Annotated in this window: 17 protein-coding genes and 1 riboswitch; all 17 genes read left to right on the top strand. The window is 40.0% G+C overall.

The features are described 5' to 3' along the window. Positions 1-115 precede the first annotated feature (115 nt). The 17 genes from MHH33_RS05325 to sufB all read left to right on the top strand — a co-directional run bounded on the left by MHH33_RS05325 (position 116) and on the right by sufB (position 17403). Positions 116-2482 (top strand): 3-hydroxyacyl-CoA dehydrogenase NAD-binding domain-containing protein, encoded by a 2367-nt coding sequence (locus MHH33_RS05325; protein WP_342543161.1) that lies wholly within the window; start codon positions 116-118, stop codon positions 2480-2482. Between the two features lie 31 nt (positions 2483-2513). Beyond that, positions 2514-3689 (top strand): acetyl-CoA C-acetyltransferase, encoded by a 1176-nt coding sequence (locus MHH33_RS05330; RefSeq protein WP_342543162.1) that lies wholly within the window; start codon positions 2514-2516, stop codon positions 3687-3689. Between the two features lie 32 nt (positions 3690-3721). Further along, a complete protein-coding gene (locus MHH33_RS05335; RefSeq protein ID WP_342543163.1) occupies positions 3722-5506 on the top strand; it encodes an acyl-CoA dehydrogenase family protein in 1785 nt (594 codons plus the stop codon). A 274-nt stretch (positions 5507-5780) separates the two neighbouring features. Beyond that, complete coding sequence (locus MHH33_RS05340; protein WP_016429044.1) at positions 5781-6140, top strand: arsenate reductase family protein; 360 nt, start codon at positions 5781-5783, stop codon at positions 6138-6140. A 74-nt stretch (positions 6141-6214) separates the two neighbouring features. Further along, on the top strand, positions 6215-6595 hold the full coding sequence (gcvH, locus tag MHH33_RS05345) for a glycine cleavage system protein GcvH (RefSeq protein ID WP_016429043.1): 381 nt from the start codon (positions 6215-6217) through the stop codon (positions 6593-6595). A gap of 187 nt (positions 6596-6782) precedes the next feature. Continuing rightward, positions 6783-7124 carry a toprim domain-containing protein gene (locus MHH33_RS05350; protein ID WP_016429042.1) on the top strand — a complete coding sequence of 114 codons (342 nt, stop codon included), beginning with the start codon at positions 6783-6785 and terminating at the stop codon, positions 7122-7124. Between the two features lie 12 nt (positions 7125-7136). Then, on the top strand, positions 7137-7445 hold the full coding sequence (locus MHH33_RS05355) for a thioredoxin family protein (RefSeq protein WP_016429041.1): 309 nt from the start codon (positions 7137-7139) through the stop codon (positions 7443-7445). A gap of 57 nt (positions 7446-7502) precedes the next feature. Further along, positions 7503-7610, top strand: a riboswitch (SAM riboswitch). Between the two features lie 250 nt (positions 7611-7860). After that, complete coding sequence (locus tag MHH33_RS05360) at positions 7861-8886, top strand: methionine ABC transporter ATP-binding protein (protein ID WP_342543164.1); 1026 nt, start codon at positions 7861-7863, stop codon at positions 8884-8886. Further along, positions 8879-9547: a methionine ABC transporter permease gene (locus tag MHH33_RS05365; RefSeq protein WP_342543165.1), complete on the top strand. Its 669-nt coding sequence runs from the start codon at positions 8879-8881 to the stop codon at positions 9545-9547. Before MHH33_RS05360 ends, MHH33_RS05365 begins: the two co-directional genes overlap by 8 nt. Before the next feature lie 53 nt (positions 9548-9600). Beyond that, complete coding sequence (locus MHH33_RS05370) at positions 9601-10425, top strand: MetQ/NlpA family ABC transporter substrate-binding protein (protein WP_342543735.1); 825 nt, start codon at positions 9601-9603, stop codon at positions 10423-10425. A gap of 499 nt (positions 10426-10924) precedes the next feature. Continuing rightward, positions 10925-11458: a hypothetical protein gene (locus MHH33_RS05375; RefSeq protein ID WP_342543166.1), complete on the top strand. Its 534-nt coding sequence runs from the start codon at positions 10925-10927 to the stop codon at positions 11456-11458. Positions 11459-11784: 326 nt separating this feature from the next. Beyond that, positions 11785-11934 (top strand): hypothetical protein, encoded by a 150-nt coding sequence (locus MHH33_RS05380; protein ID WP_342543167.1) that lies wholly within the window; start codon positions 11785-11787, stop codon positions 11932-11934. 297 nt (positions 11935-12231) lie between these two features. Beyond that, a complete protein-coding gene (gene sufC, locus MHH33_RS05385; RefSeq protein ID WP_016429036.1) occupies positions 12232-13011 on the top strand; it encodes a Fe-S cluster assembly ATPase SufC in 780 nt (259 codons plus the stop codon). 15 nt (positions 13012-13026) lie between these two features. After that, positions 13027-14331, top strand: coding sequence for a Fe-S cluster assembly protein SufD (gene sufD / locus MHH33_RS05390; protein WP_016429035.1), 1305 nt, complete (start codon positions 13027-13029; stop codon positions 14329-14331). Next, the gene (locus MHH33_RS05395; RefSeq protein WP_342543168.1) at positions 14331-15560 is read left to right on the top strand and encodes a cysteine desulfurase; all 1230 of its coding nucleotides are present in this window, start codon (positions 14331-14333) and stop codon (positions 15558-15560) included. The genes sufD and MHH33_RS05395 overlap by 1 nt, the downstream gene beginning before the upstream one ends. Further along, positions 15550-15987, top strand: a complete 438-nt coding sequence (gene sufU / locus MHH33_RS05400) for a Fe-S cluster assembly sulfur transfer protein SufU (RefSeq protein ID WP_342543169.1) — start codon at positions 15550-15552, stop codon at positions 15985-15987. Before MHH33_RS05395 ends, sufU begins: the two co-directional genes overlap by 11 nt. A gap of 18 nt (positions 15988-16005) precedes the next feature. Continuing rightward, a complete protein-coding gene (gene sufB, locus MHH33_RS05405; protein WP_016429032.1) occupies positions 16006-17403 on the top strand; it encodes a Fe-S cluster assembly protein SufB in 1398 nt (465 codons plus the stop codon). Positions 17404-17504: the final 101 nt, after the last annotated feature.

Genomic DNA, 17504 nt, shown 5'->3' on the forward strand with positions numbered 1-17504 from the left:
ATATTGCGAAAAAATTGAAAATGAACTAAACTAATAGACATAGAGGTTGTTTCTATTTTTTTTCACTAAAAAATGAATGAGTATTCATTCAAAAACTCTAAAGGAGGCTTTGCACGTGACTTATCAAATTAAAAAGGCTGCTGTTCTGGGTTCTGGCGTTATGGGTTCAGGAATCGCTGCTCACTTAGCAAATATCGGAATTCCAACTTTATTGCTTGACATGGTACCTCGAGTTTTAAAAGAAGAGGACAAAAATAATTCAAAAGCTCGTAATCAAATAGCCCAAGGTTCACTAGAGAAACTTTTAAAACAAAAGCCCGCACCCCTAGCGTCAAAGAAAAATCTTACATTATTGACAGCAGGAAATCTCGAAGACGACTTGGATAAATTAAAAGATGTCGACTGGATTATCGAAGTTATTGTAGAAAATCTGGATATTAAAAAAGGTCTTTACGAGAAAATTGACGCGGTTCGTAAGCCAGGCACAATTGTCAGTTCTAATACTTCCGGCATTAGCATCAATGCAATGGCTGAAGGACGAAGTGAAGATTTTCAAAAGCACTTCCTTGGCACTCATTTCTTCAATCCGCCACGTTATTTAAAACTGTTGGAAGTTATACCAGCTCATCATACGCTCCCGGAAGTTGTAGTATTCATGCAAACATTCGGTGAGGATCGTTTAGGAAAAGGTGTTGTTCTTGCGAAAGACACACCAAACTTTATTGCGAACCGCATTGGTACGTATGGCCTTCTTGTGACACTTCGTGAAATGCTGGCAAGAGGCTACTCGGTTGGTGAAGTGGATTCCATTACGGGTCCTGTCATTGGTCGTCCGAAATCGGCGACGTTCCGTACGCTTGATGTGGTCGGGTTGGATACTTTTGGTCACGTCGCAAAAAACGTTTACGACCAGACTACAGGTGACGAACAAAAAGTGTTCGAATTGCCGACCTTGATTACTAATATGCTTGAAAACGGCTGGTTAGGTGCAAAATCAGGTCAAGGATTTTTCCTGAAAAAAGGTAAAGAAATTCTTGAATTGAATGCTGAAACGATGGAGTACGAACCAGTGAAGAAGCTGAAAACCCCTTCATTGGAAATGGCGAAGCAACAAAAAGGTCTTGCAGCTAAAGTGAAAACATTAACTTATGCTAAAGATCGCACGGGAGAATTACTGTGGAGCATTTTAGCACCTACATTGTCCTATTCCGCAAAACTACATGGAGAAATTGCAGATGATATCGTGGCAATCGATAATGCGATGAAGTGGGGGTTTGGATGGGAACAAGGACCATTTGAAGTATGGGATGCCATCGGCGTAAAAGAGTCCACTGAAAAAATGGTAGCGGAAGGGTTGGAAATTCCAACTTTCACACAAAGCTTACTTGATCAAGGATTCGATTCCTTCTATAAAGAAGACAATGGAGATTTGTATTTCTTCAATGGTGAGGGTTATTCATTGGTTCCAACGAATGAAAAAGTAATTAACTTAAAACGTTACAAGAAAAAACATGGCGTAATCAAGAAAAATTCAGGTGCCAGTTTAATAGATTTAGGAGATGGGATTGCTTTACTGGAGTTCCATTCACAATCAAATGCAATCGGGCTCGATATTATCCAAATGATTAACTTTGCAGTTGATGAAGTAGAGAAAACCTTTAAAGGTCTTGTGATTGGTAACCAGGGGAAAAACTTCTGTGTAGGCGCAAACCTTGGCATGATTCTTATGGAGGCCCAGGACGACAATATTTTTGAACTGGATTTCGTCGTGCGTTCGTTCCAAAACGCCATGATGAAAATAAAGTATTGTTCGAAACCTGTAGTGGCAGCTCCATTCGGCATGACGCTTGGTGGCGGGGCGGAAGCATGTCTGCCAGCTGCACACATTCAAGCATCTCATGAAACATATATGGGATTAGTTGAGGTGGGAGTGGGACTCATTCCTGGAGGCGGCGGAAATAAAGAATTGTATATGAAACACTTAAAAGGCTTGCCAACGGGTGTTCATGTCGATTATCAGTACGTGGCAAACAAAGTGTTTGAAACAATTGCCATGGCAAAAGTATCGACATCTGCCGAAGAAGCACGTGAAAATAACTTCCTGAACTTTGCAGACGGTATCAGTGTAAATGCTGATCACTTAATCTATGATGCGAAACAAGTTGCACTTTCGCTATATGAAAACAACTACAAAGCACCTCTTCGTGAAAAAGTACCAGTAACCGGCGAGTCAGGATATGCAACGCTGTTACTTGGAGCTGAAGGAATGTTCCTTTCAGGTTTCATCAGCGATCATGATTTAAAAATTGCGAAGAAATTAGCCTACGTGCTAGCAGGAGGAAAAGTGCCTTACGGTACTTTGGTCGATGAACAATATTTACTCGATTTAGAACGTGAAGCATTTTTAAGTTTAGTAGCTGAACCAAAATCTCAAGCGAGAATGCAGCACATGTTAGTGAAAGGAAAGCCACTTCGTAACTAAGCGTACGTAGCGGCAATGAGGAGGAGAACTTATGCGCGAAGCAGTTATTGTAGCAGGTGCCAGAACACCTGTAGGGAAAGCGAAAAAAGGCTCCCTTGCAACAGTGAGACCAGATGACTTTGGTGCATTGGTTGTAAAAGAAACGTTAAAAAGAGCGGGCGGTTATGATGGTCCGATTGACGATTTGATTTTAGGCTGTGCAATGCCTGAAGCGGAACAGGGGATGAACGTTGCCCGTAATATAGGTGCACTGGCAGGACTTTCAGATACAACACCAGCGATTACTATCAACCGCTTCTGTTCTTCAGGTCTGCAATCAATCGCTTATGCAGCAGAACGCATTATGCTTGGTCACTCTGAAGCAATCATTGCAGGTGGTGTTGAATCGATGAGTATGGTTCCGATGATGGGAAATACAATTCGTCCTAACGCAACACTTGCAGAAACAGCACCTCAATACTATATGGGGATGGGGCATACTGCTGAACAAGTGGCAATGAAGTTTGGCATTACCCGCGAAGACCAGGATGCTTTTGCTGTACGCTCACATGAGCTTGCAGATGCAGCCATCGCGGCAGGTAAATACAAAACAGAAATTGTACCAGTAGAAGTTCTGAAAAGATATATTGATGAAAATAACAAACCACAAGAAAAGAAAATCATGTTCGAAATGGATGAAGGCGTTCGTGTTGGGACGAACATGGAGACTCTGGCAAAACTTCGTCCGGTATTCAACGCACGTGGCACTGTAACAGCAGGAAATGCATCTCAAACGTCTGACGGTGCAGGTGCTGTGCTTGTCATGGATCGTGAAGTAGCTGAAGCGCAAGGACTAAAACCACTAGCTAAATTCCGTTCATTTGCGGTTGGTGGGGTTCCACCAGAAGTAATGGGAATTGGACCGATTGTAGCGATTCCAAAAGCGTTGAAGCTAGCGGGTCTTTCAATCGAAGACATTGATTTATGGGAATTGAACGAAGCATTCGCATCGCAATCGATTCAAGTAATTCGTCATTTAGGAATCGACATCAATAAAGTGAATGTCAATGGTGGTGCCATAGCACTTGGACATCCACTTGGTGCTACAGGTTCGATTTTAACGTTGAAAATGATTCATGAATTAAAACGTCAAGGCAAGCAATTTGGTGTTGTCACGATGTGTATCGGCGGAGGCATGGGTGCAGCTGGCGTATTTGAGATTCTTTAATAGAATTATTGAAAAAATAGGAGGGAAACAAAATGACGAAGACGATTGCAAATGTAATTAAAGGCGGAAGCTTTTTAGTGGAAGATGTAGCACTTGATCGCGTCTTTACACCGGAAGACTTTACAGATGAACATAAAATGATTGCTAAAACAACAGAGGATTATGTTACACATGAAGTGGTGCCAGTCATTGAAAACTTGGAACATCATGAGTTTGAGCATTCTGTAAGACTATTAAAATCAGCTGGTGACTTAGGTTTACTAGGTGCAGACGTGCCTGAAGAATACGGCGGTCTGGCATTGGATAAAGTTTCATCTGCACTGATTGCAGAGAAAATGTCGCGTGCAGGTGGTTTCTCCATTACTCACGGTGCACACGTTGGAATTGGATCATTACCAATTGTACTTTTTGGGAATGAAGAGCAAAAACAAAAATATTTGCCTAAACTCGCCACTGGCGAACTAATTGCCGCTTACGCGCTAACAGAGCCAGGTTCAGGTTCGGATGCTTTAGGTGCTAAAACTTCTGCCAAGTTAAATGCAGAAGGTACGCACTATGTATTAAATGGCGAGAAACAATGGATTACAAACGCTGGTTTTGCGGATGTATTTGTTGTGTATGCAAAAATTGACGGAGAACAATTCTCTGCTTTTATCGTAGAACGTGAATTCTCAGGCGTTTCAGTAGGCGCGGAAGAGAAGAAAATGGGGATTAAATCTTCTTCGACACGTACATTAATTTTACAGGATGCACAAGTGCCGGTTGAAAACTTACTTGGGGAAGTTGGCCGTGGCCACGTTATTGCATTCAATATCTTGAATATTGGTCGTTACAAATTGGGAGTGGGTACAGTTGGTGCATCCAAACGTGCTTTTGAATTGGCTGTTGCCTATTCGAACCAACGTCAACAATTTAAAACACCGATTTCTTCTTTCAACTTAACAAAAGAAAAGCTTTCAACAATGGCATCCAAATTATATGCTTCGGAAAGTTTGATTTATCGCACAGTTGGTTACTTTGAAGACCGCATGAGTCAATTGAGTCCTGAAGAGCAAAAAGATGGCAAAGCTATCGCTGCTTCTATTGCGGAATATGCTATTGAATGTTCAATCAACAAAGTGTTCGGCACAGAAGTATTGGATTATATTGCGGATGAAGCAGTTCAGTTGCATGGCGGTTACGGCTTCATGCAAGAGTATGAAGTAGAGCGCATCTATCGTGACTCCCGCATTAACCGTATTTTCGAAGGCACAAATGAAATCAATCGTTTGCTGGTACCTGGTACGTTCTTGCGTAAAGCTATGAAAGGTGAACTTCCACTTCTTCAAAAAGCACAAGCGCTTCAATCAGAATTGTTAATGATGATGCCAGAAGAAATTGAAGATGCACCATTAGCTCAAGAAAAAGTATTGGTGCAAAATGCTAAAAAAATCGGCTTGCTAGCTGCAGGTTTAGCGGCTCAACGTTACGGTACAAAACTTGAAACTGAACAAGAAGTATTGGCAAACATTGCGGACATCGTGAGCAATCTATTCGCAATGGAATCAGCTGTTCTGCGTACAGAGAAAGCAATCCAGCGTGACGGTGTTGATAAAGCGAACCAAAAACTTCTATACACTCAAATCTTCTGTCAGGAAGCTTTTGAATGTATCGAAAAAGATGCGAAAGAAACATTGATTGCTGCAGTTGAAGGCGATAACTTACGCATGATGCTTTCTGCACTGCGTAAATTGACTCGCTCTACTCCTTATAATGTAATTGCCAAAAAACGTGAAGCTTCGGTTAAATTGATTGACGCTGAGAAATACGTAGTTTAATAAAATCTCGATATTTGACCCTATTATTGAACAAGGCGAAGTGCTTCTGCCACTTCGCCTTGTTTGTATTTTAAGAAAACTATTAATACTAAAAATCACCGATAGGTTCTTCGATGAACCTAAGGAGAACTTCCTTCAATACTGGAAATAAACAAGTGAAAATATTTGATTGACGCAAAGAAAAACGTAGAATAAAAAATCCGAACGCTTCTGATGAGGTGTTCGGATTTATTTTTTGATAGACTGGTTAAAATGATGATAAGGAGGTTGAATGATGGCTATTACGTATTATGGATATCCGAAATGTAGTACTTGCAAAAAGGCTAAAGCATGGTTGGATGCCGAAGGTCTTTCGTATCATGATGTACATATTGTAGAAACTCCCCCTTCAAAGGAAGAGTTGAAAAAGATCGTAGAGACAAGTGGGTTGCCGCTTAAGAAGTTTTATAACACGAGTGGAATGAAATATAGGGAGCTTGGTTTAAAAGATAAACTGCCGACGATGTCAGATGAAGAACAATATGAATTGCTTGCTTCAGACGGGATGCTCATTAAAAGACCCCTTGTGACGGACGGCTTGAAAGCCACAGTAGGTTTTAAGGAGTCGGATTTTACTGTGAATTGGAAAAGCTGATTTTCTGTTCTTGTTTTTAAGGAAAGATTATGTCAAACTGAAGTTGAATATATTACATATTTGGAGGGGTATTAATGAGCACACCAAAAGAATTACGCTACTCTGAGGAACACGAATGGGTTAAAGTTGAAGATGGAAAAGCACGCATCGGCATCACTAACTTCGCTCAATCTGAGCTTGGTGATATTGTATTCGTAGAACTTCCACAAGTAGGCGACGAAATCAAAACGAACGAACCATTTGGCAGTGTTGAATCTGTTAAAACAGTTTCTGAGCTATACGCACCAATCAGTGGTAAAGTAGTTGAAGTGAACAGCGGATTGGAAGACAGTCCTGAATTCGTGAATGAATCTCCATACGAGAATGCATGGATGATCGTTGTAGAACCTACAGATTTGTCTGAAGTGGACTCATTAATGACGGCTGAGCAATACGAAGAAATGACACAAGAGTAATATCGTTAGTTGAACGCCGACATTTGTTCGGCGTTTTTTGCATATGTCGATTATAACAGCGAGTTTAAAACGGGATATTGAAAAGAGTGGCATTGGTTGTGATCGGGAAGAGTTGCAACCTGATGGACTCCGTTTCAAGAAAACTTTTTAAACAATCTTTTATGTCAGTACAGCCAGGAGTGATCCCATGCCAATTGATAAAGTCATAATTGTAGAAGGTCGATCAGATAAACAGCGGATTCTGCGTCTTATTGCAGAGCCAGTTGAAATTATCTGCACGAACGGAACAGTCAGCCCCACGCGATTGGAAGAAATATTAGCCCCCTACGATCAGTTGGAGATTTATGTATTTGTCGATGCTGATAAGTCCGGAGAGAAATTACGTGCGCTCATTAAACGTGAATTTCCCGAAGCACTTCATTTATATACTGATCCAGCCTACCGAGAAGTTGCGACTACACCAATGAAAGTTCTAGCGACTGTGTTGCTCGGAGCGAATATCGATGTTAAAGCGGAATTTATTGCCTAAAGGATGAATACAATGAAAGAATGGACGCGTGCGGAGTGGGAAAATCATTCTCAAAACGCAAAGAGGGCAGCTTATTATTTATATACGCCCATGTGTGGAACTTGCCAAGTTGCCTCAAAAATGATGGACGTTGTGGAAGAACTTTTGCCGGATTTGCAAATAGGGAAAGCAAACTTGAACTATGTAGAAAGTTTAGCGGTCGATTATCAAATCCAAAGCGTCCCTTGTTTACTCATTGCGGAAAATGGTCAAATAGTTGAAAAAGTTTATGCTTTTCAATCAGTTCCCTATCTCTATAATCGTTTGCAAAAAAATAATTGACGTTCGCATTTGAACGTGTTACATTATCATTCGTAACTAAAAACTTAATATCGTAAACTCTTATAAAGAGAGGCTGAGGGAAGTGCCCTATGAAGCCCGGCAACCGTCACAATTTGTGAAATGGTGCCAAATCACTCAAAGCGAATTCGCTTTGAAAGATGAGAGAACGGTCTAACGTATATAATTGTGCATTAGTCCCTTCTGCTTGTCTGCGGAAGGGATTTTTATTTTTTTAGGATATTTCAATAAAATGATGTTGATATTAAATAAAATGAAAGAGGTTATTTGCGCACGCTAAGCTTGAGAGCAGGTAAGTGGTTTTAAACTTGTTGACTCATGCGAAACATGCGGCCAGCGCAATTGCACGATAAAGAAAACAAATAAAATGCTTGATAAATTCAGAGGTGAAGTAAATATGATTCAATTAAAAAACTTATCAAAACGGTTTGAAACCGGTAATGGACAACTCATAGCGGTAGATGACGTGAATGTGACGATTGATCAAGGCGAGATTTTTGGCATAATCGGTTACAGTGGAGCCGGAAAAAGTACGTTAATCAGATTATTGAATGGCTTGGAAAAACCTACTTCAGGTAGTGTCACTGTAAATGGACACGAAATCTCGTCCAGTTCAGGACAAGATCTTCGTAGTGCAAGACAAAAAGTAAGCATGATTTTTCAACATTTCAACTTACTATGGTCGCGGACAGTCGAGGAAAATATTTCATTCCCACTAGAAATTGCAGGGATTAGCAAAACGCAACGTTCAGAACGAGTTAAAGAATTAATCGAACTAGTTGGATTGACAGGGAGGGATAAAGCATACCCTTCCCAATTATCCGGCGGTCAAAAGCAACGGGTAGGAATTGCCCGTGCCCTTGCCAATAATCCTGAAGTGCTGCTATGTGATGAAGCGACATCAGCACTTGACCCTGAAACAACAGATGCCATTTTGGAACTATTGGTAGATATCAACAAACGGTTGGGTTTGACAATTGTCCTGATTACACATGAAATGCATGTCATCCGTAAAATTTGTCATCGGGTTGCGGTCATGGAAGCTGGAAAAGTGGTTGAAATGGGAAGTGTACTTCAAATATTCCAAACTCCTGAACAACCCATTACGAAACGCTTTGTTGCCCAGGTAAATGGTCCGGAGTCAGCCAGCCAGACTATTGCTCATTTGGTAGAGCAATATCCCTCAGGCAAGCTTGTGAAACTAGTGTTTGTCGGAGATAGAACGGAGCAACCGATTCTATCAAGATTAATTAAGCAATATCAAGTAGAAGTTAACATCGTTCAAGGGAATATCGCACAAACTCAAAATGGTGCATATGGAACGTTATATTTACAAATCGACGGTGATTCAAATGCCATCGACCAAGCGATTGATTATTTACATGGACAAGATGTTCATACGGAGGTGATTTCACATGATTGAAAACCTTCTACCGAATGTGGATTGGGAAAAAATGTGGGAAGCCACACTTGAAACGTTATATATGACTGCAATGGCTACCGTTTTAACTTTCATAATTGGACTTGCACTTGGAATTTTGCTGTTTGTAACTAGCCCTCGTCAATTATGGGCAAATAAAATAGTGTACTGGTTAACAGGGGCGTTCGTTAATATTTTCAGATCCATCCCGTTTATCATCTTAATTATTTTGTTGATTCCGTTTACTAAATTCCTACTCGGTACGATTCGTGGGGCAAATGCTGCATTACCGGCACTAATCATAGGTGCAGCACCATTTTATGCCCGCATGGTCCTGATTGCATTACGTGAAATAGATAAAGGTGTAATTGAAGCTGCTCGCTCAATGGGTGCTAAAACTTCCACAATCATTTGGAAAGTGCTACTTCCGGAGTCCATGCCTGCATTAATCTCAGGACTGACCGTTACAGCAATTGCCCTTGTAGGTTATACTGCGATGGCAGGAATTATCGGAGCGGGCGGTCTTGGAACACTCGCATTTTTAGATGGCTTCCAACGCAGTAGGGGAGATGTAACAGTTGTTTCCACAATTATCATTTTACTAATTGTCTTTATCATCCAATGGGTGGGAGATTCGATTACAACAAAAACAGACAAACGTTAAGGTGCTTTCGGGTGAAAGCTCGATCACATAAACAAAAAAAGGGAGAGATAATGATGAAGAAATTTGTAGCAGGAATTTTATTATCGGCAAGTGCAATCACTCTAGCAGCATGTGGCGGAGGAGCTGACTCATCATCAGGTGGAGACAGTAAAGAACTTGTAGTGGGAGCATCTAACATACCCCATTCAGAAATTTTGGAACAAGCAAAACCGTTGCTTGAAGAAAAAGGTATTGAACTTAAAATTGAAACTTACCAAGATTACATTTTACCGAATGAGGATTTGGAAAATGGCGATTTGGATGCAAACTACTTCCAGCACATTCCTTACTTCGAAGCTCAAATGGCCGATCATGGCTATGATTTTGCCAATGCTGGTGGTATCCATATTGAGCCAATCGGTGTGTACTCAAAAAAATATAAGTCTCTGGATGAACTTCCTGAAGGAGCAACGATACTAATCAGTAATTCAGTTGCTGACCATGGTCGTATCCTATCTATGTTGGAAGCTGAGGGTCTAATCACATTGAAAGAAGGCATTGATAAGACAACAGCCGAAGTAAAAGATATTGTAGACAATCCGAAGAACTTGGAATTTGATGCAGAATACGAAGCAGCACTACTTGTACAAATGTACGAAAATGAAGAAGGCGATGCGGTGTTAATCAACTCAAACTACGCAATCGACGCTGGGTTGAACCCATTGGAAGATTCAATCGCTATTGAAAACTCAGAATCTCCATACGTAAATATCATTGCTGTAAAAGCTGGTAATGAAAAAAATAAAGAAATTAAAGCATTAGTTGAAGTATTGAAATCTAAAGAAATTCAAGATTTCATTTTAGAAGAATGGGGCGGCTCGGTCGTTCCAGTTAAATAAAGTAATCCTATGGACGTCGGGAAACCGACGTCTTTTCTATTTCTTGGAAGAGGATACTTAGTCAGTAACTTGAAGATTGTTTTTTTGTGGGAATCAATGGGTGAGACCGATTAAATGGTATTTGATGCCGATTAAAACTAAGTCAATGCCGTTTAAATCTCGTTTGAACCCAATTAAATTCAAGACAATGCCAATTAAATTTCATTTTACTCCAAATTAAATGAGTGTCATACCGAGTTAGGATTTAATCCAAACGATGATTATACTAATGATTGTACATTACATAGCACAGGATAGTTTTGAATTGACAACAAATATAAATGAAGATGAGGCATTACCATGTTAATCGTGAATCGACTTTCACGTGAAAAAACTAATGAAAGTAGCTCTTTGGAATCATAATTTTCAATGTGTTCCGACTATTTTGTATAGCCTTTACATTGGGAATATTGTTATGGTAGGATAATGATGCAAATTGACTACATATAAAGGAGATTCAATGATGAAAAAATTATTACTACTACTTACTTCACTTACAATCGTTCTTGCGGCATGTTCATCTGATAAAGAAGAAAAGCCGGAAACAACAACAAACGGAGCAGCAAAGACTGAAGAAAAAGCTAATCCTGCAGCAGATATGATGAAGTTTTATTTATCCATTTCTCAATCAATTAATGAGGTTGATGCTGATTTAAACGCTTTTGAAGATGCACAGGGTGAAGCAGCACTTCCTGAAGGTGCCGATCTTCAAGCGATGAAAGATGCAGCAAAAGCTTCTGCAGACAATGCATCAGCAAAAGTAGAAGCGTTGGAAGTTCCTAAAACCTTAACAAAGCAACAAGAAGCAATTAACAGCGCACTTTCTAAAATTCAAGAAGCTTACACAATGAAATCAAAAGCGTTAGCTTCTGAAGGCGAAGTTCAATTAGATGAAGCAAATGCAAAATTCCAGGAAGCTGACAAAGAGTTAAATGCTGTCCTTGAAGAAATCGGTTTGGTTGGTTCAAGTATTTTTAATGAAGTTTCTTTATAAGAAACAAAATGTTTTCCAAAAAGTTCTTCCGTTAATTCGGTCGAACTTTTTTTTTTTGAGCTGATAACTCGTTGTAAATTGTACATATGCGCTTGCTGCTTGTTCGGCCTGATCCAACGTACTGAGATTAACCAGTTCGTCCATGAAAATCGAATCGATACATATTTTGTTATAAATCAAAAATAAAAGTTATGAGAGTTTTTGTTTGAAAGTTTGACCAGTGGGTATATATACAAATGTGAAGGATTACAACTTACAACAGTAGGTTGAAAATTTGAAAGGAATGATTCACTATCCAATCACTAGATTTTACCTACACAGAACGTATGGACCAAGCATTCAGAAGCGCACATGGAGTTGGATTGGTTGATTATCAAAACGACGCCGATATACGAATTAGGGTTGAAATGCAACGTGAACGTGATCATGAAATTGGCCAACAAATCGCGGCTCGTCTAGAGCGTCAAGCACATTGAGAAGTATAATAAATAGTAGCAAAAGTCAGTGAGCCTAGGTTCATTGGCTTTTTTTTGTCGTTTCTTAGTGAAATCGATTCTCAATTAGATTCGCTTTATTGAAAATGAAAAACTGTGAATGATAGTATATGATAAATCGTGCTGATATTAGTTAATTTCAATTGTGTTAAACGATTTTCATATATTTAATAGGCCGTTTAAAAGATTTGCAAGGGGTCGATAATTCGGTTAAGATTAGAATGATAATAAATTAAGAATGGTTTTTTCCGTTCATTTATACAATATGGAGGTTATAAAATGTCGACTTTAGTTATTCAAGATCTTCACGTTGCCATTGATGGTAAGGAGATTCTTAAAGGATTGAACCTTACACTTAATACAAACGAAATTCACGCAATCATGGGACCAAATGGTACTGGTAAATCTACTTTAGCTTCAGCAATCATGGGTCACCCGAAATATGAAGTAACTTCTGGTTCAGTCACTTTAGACGGTGAAGATGTACTGGAAATGGAAGTAGATGAGCGCGCTCAAGCGGGTCTTTTCTTAGCAATGCAATACCCAAGTGAAATCACTGGTGTAACGAATGCTGACTTCTTACGCTCAGCAATTAACTCACGCCGTGATGAAGGTGATGAAATTTCAATTATGAAATTCATCCGTGAACTTGATTCGAAAATGGAATATCTAGAAATGGACCAAGATATGGCTCAACGCTATTTAAATGAAGGTTTCTCAGGCGGAGAGAAAAAACGTAACGAAATTCTTCAATTAATGATGCTTCAACCAAAATTTGCGATTCTTGACGAGATTGACTCTGGTTTAGATATCGATGCACTTAAAGTAGTTTCTAAAGGAATCAACCAAATGCGTGGCGAAGGTTTCGGTTGTTTAATCATCACTCACTACCAACGCTTATTGAACTACATCACGCCTGATCATGTACATGTAATGATGCAAGGTCGTGTAGTGAAATCTGGTGGAGCGGAACTTGCTCATAAACTAGAAGCACAAGGTTACGATTGGATTAAAGAAGAATTAGGAATTGAAGACGAAACTGTAGGTCAAGAAGCGTAAGGAGGAGACATACAAATGACGGTTGAAACAAAATTGGCATTAACCGAACAAGATGTACGCTCCTATTCAACGGCGAAGCAAGAACCGTCTTGGTTTGCTGAATATCGTGTACAAGCTTTATTAGCGGCAGAAGATCTGCCTATGCCAACACCAGATAAAACGAAAATCGATAAATGGAATTTCACTAACTTCCCAGTTCACGCTGTTGAAAGCAAACCATTTGCTTCACTTGCCGAATTACCGGAAGAAGTAAAAGCCATTGTAAATGATGATCAAAAAAGCGTTTATATTCAACGAAATAATACACCTGCTTTTTTACAAATTTCTGATGAGTTAGCAGCACAAGGTGTCATTTTTACAGATATCTTTACTGCTGTACGTGAACATAGCGATCTTGTTCAAAAGTACTTCATGACAAACGGTGTGAAATCGGACGAGCATAAGCTCGCTAGCTTACATGCAGCGTTGTTAAATGGTGGCGTGTTCGTATACGTACCGAAAAATGTTGAAATCGTTGAACCAATTCAAGTTGTTTTCCTACATGACGATGCTCAAGCTTCTCTATTCAACCACACAATTGTAGTGGCGGATGCGAATAGCTCAGTAACTTATGTAGAAAACTATCTTTCAACTGTTCCCGAATCAGCAGGACTTGTAAACATTGTTTCTGAAGTATTTGCTGAAGACAATGCCCGCATCACTTATGGTGCGGTTGATGTCCTTGCTAAAGGCGGCACAACGTATGTTAACCGTCGAGGCATTGTTAATCGTAATGCACGAATAGAGTGGGCTCTTGGTTTGATGAATGACGGCGATACAATTTCTGAGAACGTTACACACTTGGTGGGTGACGCATCTTATGGCGATACTAAAATGGTTGTTGTAGGTCGCGGGAAACAAAAGCAAAACTTCACGACTAAAATCATTCATTGGGGCAAACACTCCGAAGGATACATTTTGAAACACGGCGTCATGAAAGATGAAGCTTCTTCTATTTTTAACGGAATTGGCAAAATCGAATATGGTGCAACTAAATCAAATGCTGTTCAAGAATCGCGTGTTTTGATGTTAAATGAAAAAGCACGTGGGGATGCAAACCCAATTCTATTGATTGACGAAGATGATGTTACAGCAGGACATGCAGCTTCCGTAGGTCGTGTAGACCCACTTCAACTTTACTATTTGATGAGTCGTGGTATTTCGAAGCAAGATGCAGAACGACTAGTAATTCATGGTTTCCTTGCGCCAGTTGTAAACGTATTGCCAATCGAGGGCGTTAAAAAGCAACTGACGGAGGTAATTGAAAGGAAAGTGCGCTAATGATCAGCAAAGACATTCGAAGCTATTTTCCCATATTAAATCAAGAAGTGAACGGCAATCCGCTTGTCTATCTTGATAGTGCAGCGACATCCCAAAAGCCTGTTCAAGTCATTGAAGCATTAAAAAAATATTATGAGTTCGATAATTCAAACGTTCATCGCGGTGTTCATACACTTGGCAATCGAGCGACTGAAAGTTATGAAGGAGCGCGTGAGAAAGTGCGCAACTTCATTTCTGCAAAGTCTACTCAGGAAGTCATTTTCATGCGCGGGACAACAACTGCAATTAATACTGTCGCACAAAGTTATGGTGGAGCAAATGTTGAGGAAGGCGATGAAATCGTCATTACTTACATGGAGCATCATTCAAACATCATTCCATGGCAGCAATTAGCAAAGGAAAAAGGTGCGGTATTAAAATACGTAGATTTAGAAGAAGACGGTACCCTTTCTTTGGATAAAGTACGTGCAACAGTTACCCCGCGTACGAAAATTGTTTCAATTATGTATGTATCAAATGTTCTTGGCACAATGAATCCAATAAAAGAGATTACACAAATTGCTCACGAAAATGGAGCAATCATGGTAGTCGATGGTGCACAAGCTGCACCTCATCTACGTATCGATGTGCAAGATCTGGACTGCGATTTCTTTGCTTTCTCTGGTCATAAAATGTGTGGTCCTACTGGGATTGGCGTACTTTATGGCAAGAAAGAGTTGCTAGAGCAAATGGAACCGATTGAGTTCGGTGGCGAAATGATCGACTTCGTTGGTCTATATGATTCAACGTGGAAAGAGCTTCCTTGGAAGTTTGAAGGAGGAACTCCGATTATTGCGGGTGCGGTCGGATTAGCCGCAGCTATCGATTTCCTGGAAGAAATCGGACTCGATGAAATTGAAAAACATGAGCACGCACTTGCTGCTTATGCGTTGGAACGCATGTCTACAATTAACGGTTTGACAATTTACGGTCCAAAAGATCCTGGAGAAAGAGCAGGAATTGTTACTTTCAATTTAGATGATGTACATCCACACGATGTAGCGACAGTTCTCGATATGAACGGAATTGCAGTTCGTGCGGGGCATCATTGTGCACAACCATTAATGAAGTGGCTGCAAGTAACAGCGACTGCACGTGCAAGTTTCTATGTTTACAATTCGGAAGAGGATATTGACCGATTAGTGGCTGGACTTACCACGGCAAAGGAGTATTTTAACGATGTCTTTTAATAATTTAGATCAACTTTATAGAACTGTGATTATGGATCATTACAAAAAGCCTCGCAATAAAGGGACATTAGAGGACAGTGTCACAATCGATATGAATAACCCTACATGTGGAGACCGTATTCATTTGACTTTGCAAGTAGCTGATGGTGTCGTAAAAGATGCCAAGTTTGATGGAGAAGGTTGTTCCATTTCCATGGCTTCCGCATCCATGATGACGCAAGCTGTAAAAGGCAAGCCGGTGGATGAAGCGTTAAAGCTATCCACCATCTTCTCGGATATGATGCTTGGAAAAGAATATGATGACTCTAATGACTTAGGTGATATCGAAGCTCTTTCTGGTGTAGCCAAGTTTCCTGCGCGTATCAAATGTGCAACCCTTGCTTGGAAAGCTATGGAAAAAGGTGTAGATAACGAATCACATTCGTAACAGAACGGAGGAAAGATGATGGCTAAAAAAATGCCTGAAATCGGCGATTACAAATATGGTTTCCATGATAAAGACGTGTCTATTTTCCGTTCAAAACGTGGACTGACACGTGAAATCGTTGAAACAATTTCAAATATGAAAGAAGAACCTCAATGGATGTTAGACTACCGTCTAAAATCTTTGGAGTTGTTCTACGCAAAACCAATGCCACAATGGGGTGGAGATTTATCTTCTCTTAACTTCGATGAAATTACGTATTACGTAAAACCATCAGAAGCGACTCAAACTTCATGGGATGAAGTGCCGGAAGAAATTAAACGTACGTTTGATAAACTAGGTATTCCTGAAGCAGAGCAAAAGTATTTAGCGGGTGTATCTGCTCAATACGAATCAGAAGTGGTTTACCACAACATGAAACAAGAACTAGAAGATATGGGTATCGTCTTTAAAGATACTGGTTCTGCTCTACGTGAAAACGAAGAATTGTTCAAAAAACATTGGGGTACAGTCATTCCAAACTCGGATAACAAGTTTGCTGCATTGAACTCGGCTGTATGGTCAGGTGGATCGTTCATCTATGTGCCACCTGGTATCAAAGTTGAAACGCCTCTACAAGCTTATTTCCGAATTAACTCAGAAAACATGGGACAATTCGAACGTACACTTATTATTGTTGATGAAGGTGCACACGTACATTATGTAGAAGGCTGTACAGCTCCTGTTTATACGACAAATTCACTTCATAGTGCGGTTGTAGAAATCATCATCAAAAAAGATGCATATTGCCGTTACACGACAATCCAAAACTGGGCGAACAATGTGTATAACCTAGTAACGAAGCGTGCAGTTTGTGAAGCAAACGCTACGATGGAATGGATTGACGGAAATATCGGTTCTAAATTAACAATGAAATACCCTGCTGTCATCTTAAAAGGTGAAGGTGCACGTGGTATGACATTATCTATTGCATTAGCTGGTAAAGGTCAACATCAGGATGCAGGTGCGAAAATGATTCACTTGGCTCCAAACACGTCTTCGACAATTGTTTCTAAATCAATTTCGAAACAAGGCGGAAAAGTGACTTATCGCGGCGTTGTACGATTCGGTCCTAAAGCGTCAGGTGCCCGTTCAAATATCGAGTGTGATACATTGATCATGGATAACCTGTCGACATCAGATACGATTCCATACAACGAAATCCTAAACGACAATGTATCTTTGGAACATGAAGCGAAAGTTTCAAAAGTATCTGAAGAGCAATTGTTCTACTTGATGAGCCGCGGCATTTCACAGGAAGAAGCAACTGAAATGATCGTTATGGGCTTCATTGAACCGTTTACAAAAGAATTACCGATGGAATATGCGGTTGAGATGAACCGTTTGATTAAGTTCGAAATGGAAGGCAGTATCGGGTAATAAACGAATCGTGTATTGCTCACTTTTTGAGTGATTCGTCTACTATTCTGTATGATAATAGTGAAAATTTTCATGAACGATAAAAGCTGTAGACACATTAC

The organism is Paenisporosarcina sp. FSL H8-0542, assembly GCF_038632915.1.
GTDB lineage: Bacteria > Bacillota > Bacilli > Bacillales_A > Planococcaceae > Paenisporosarcina.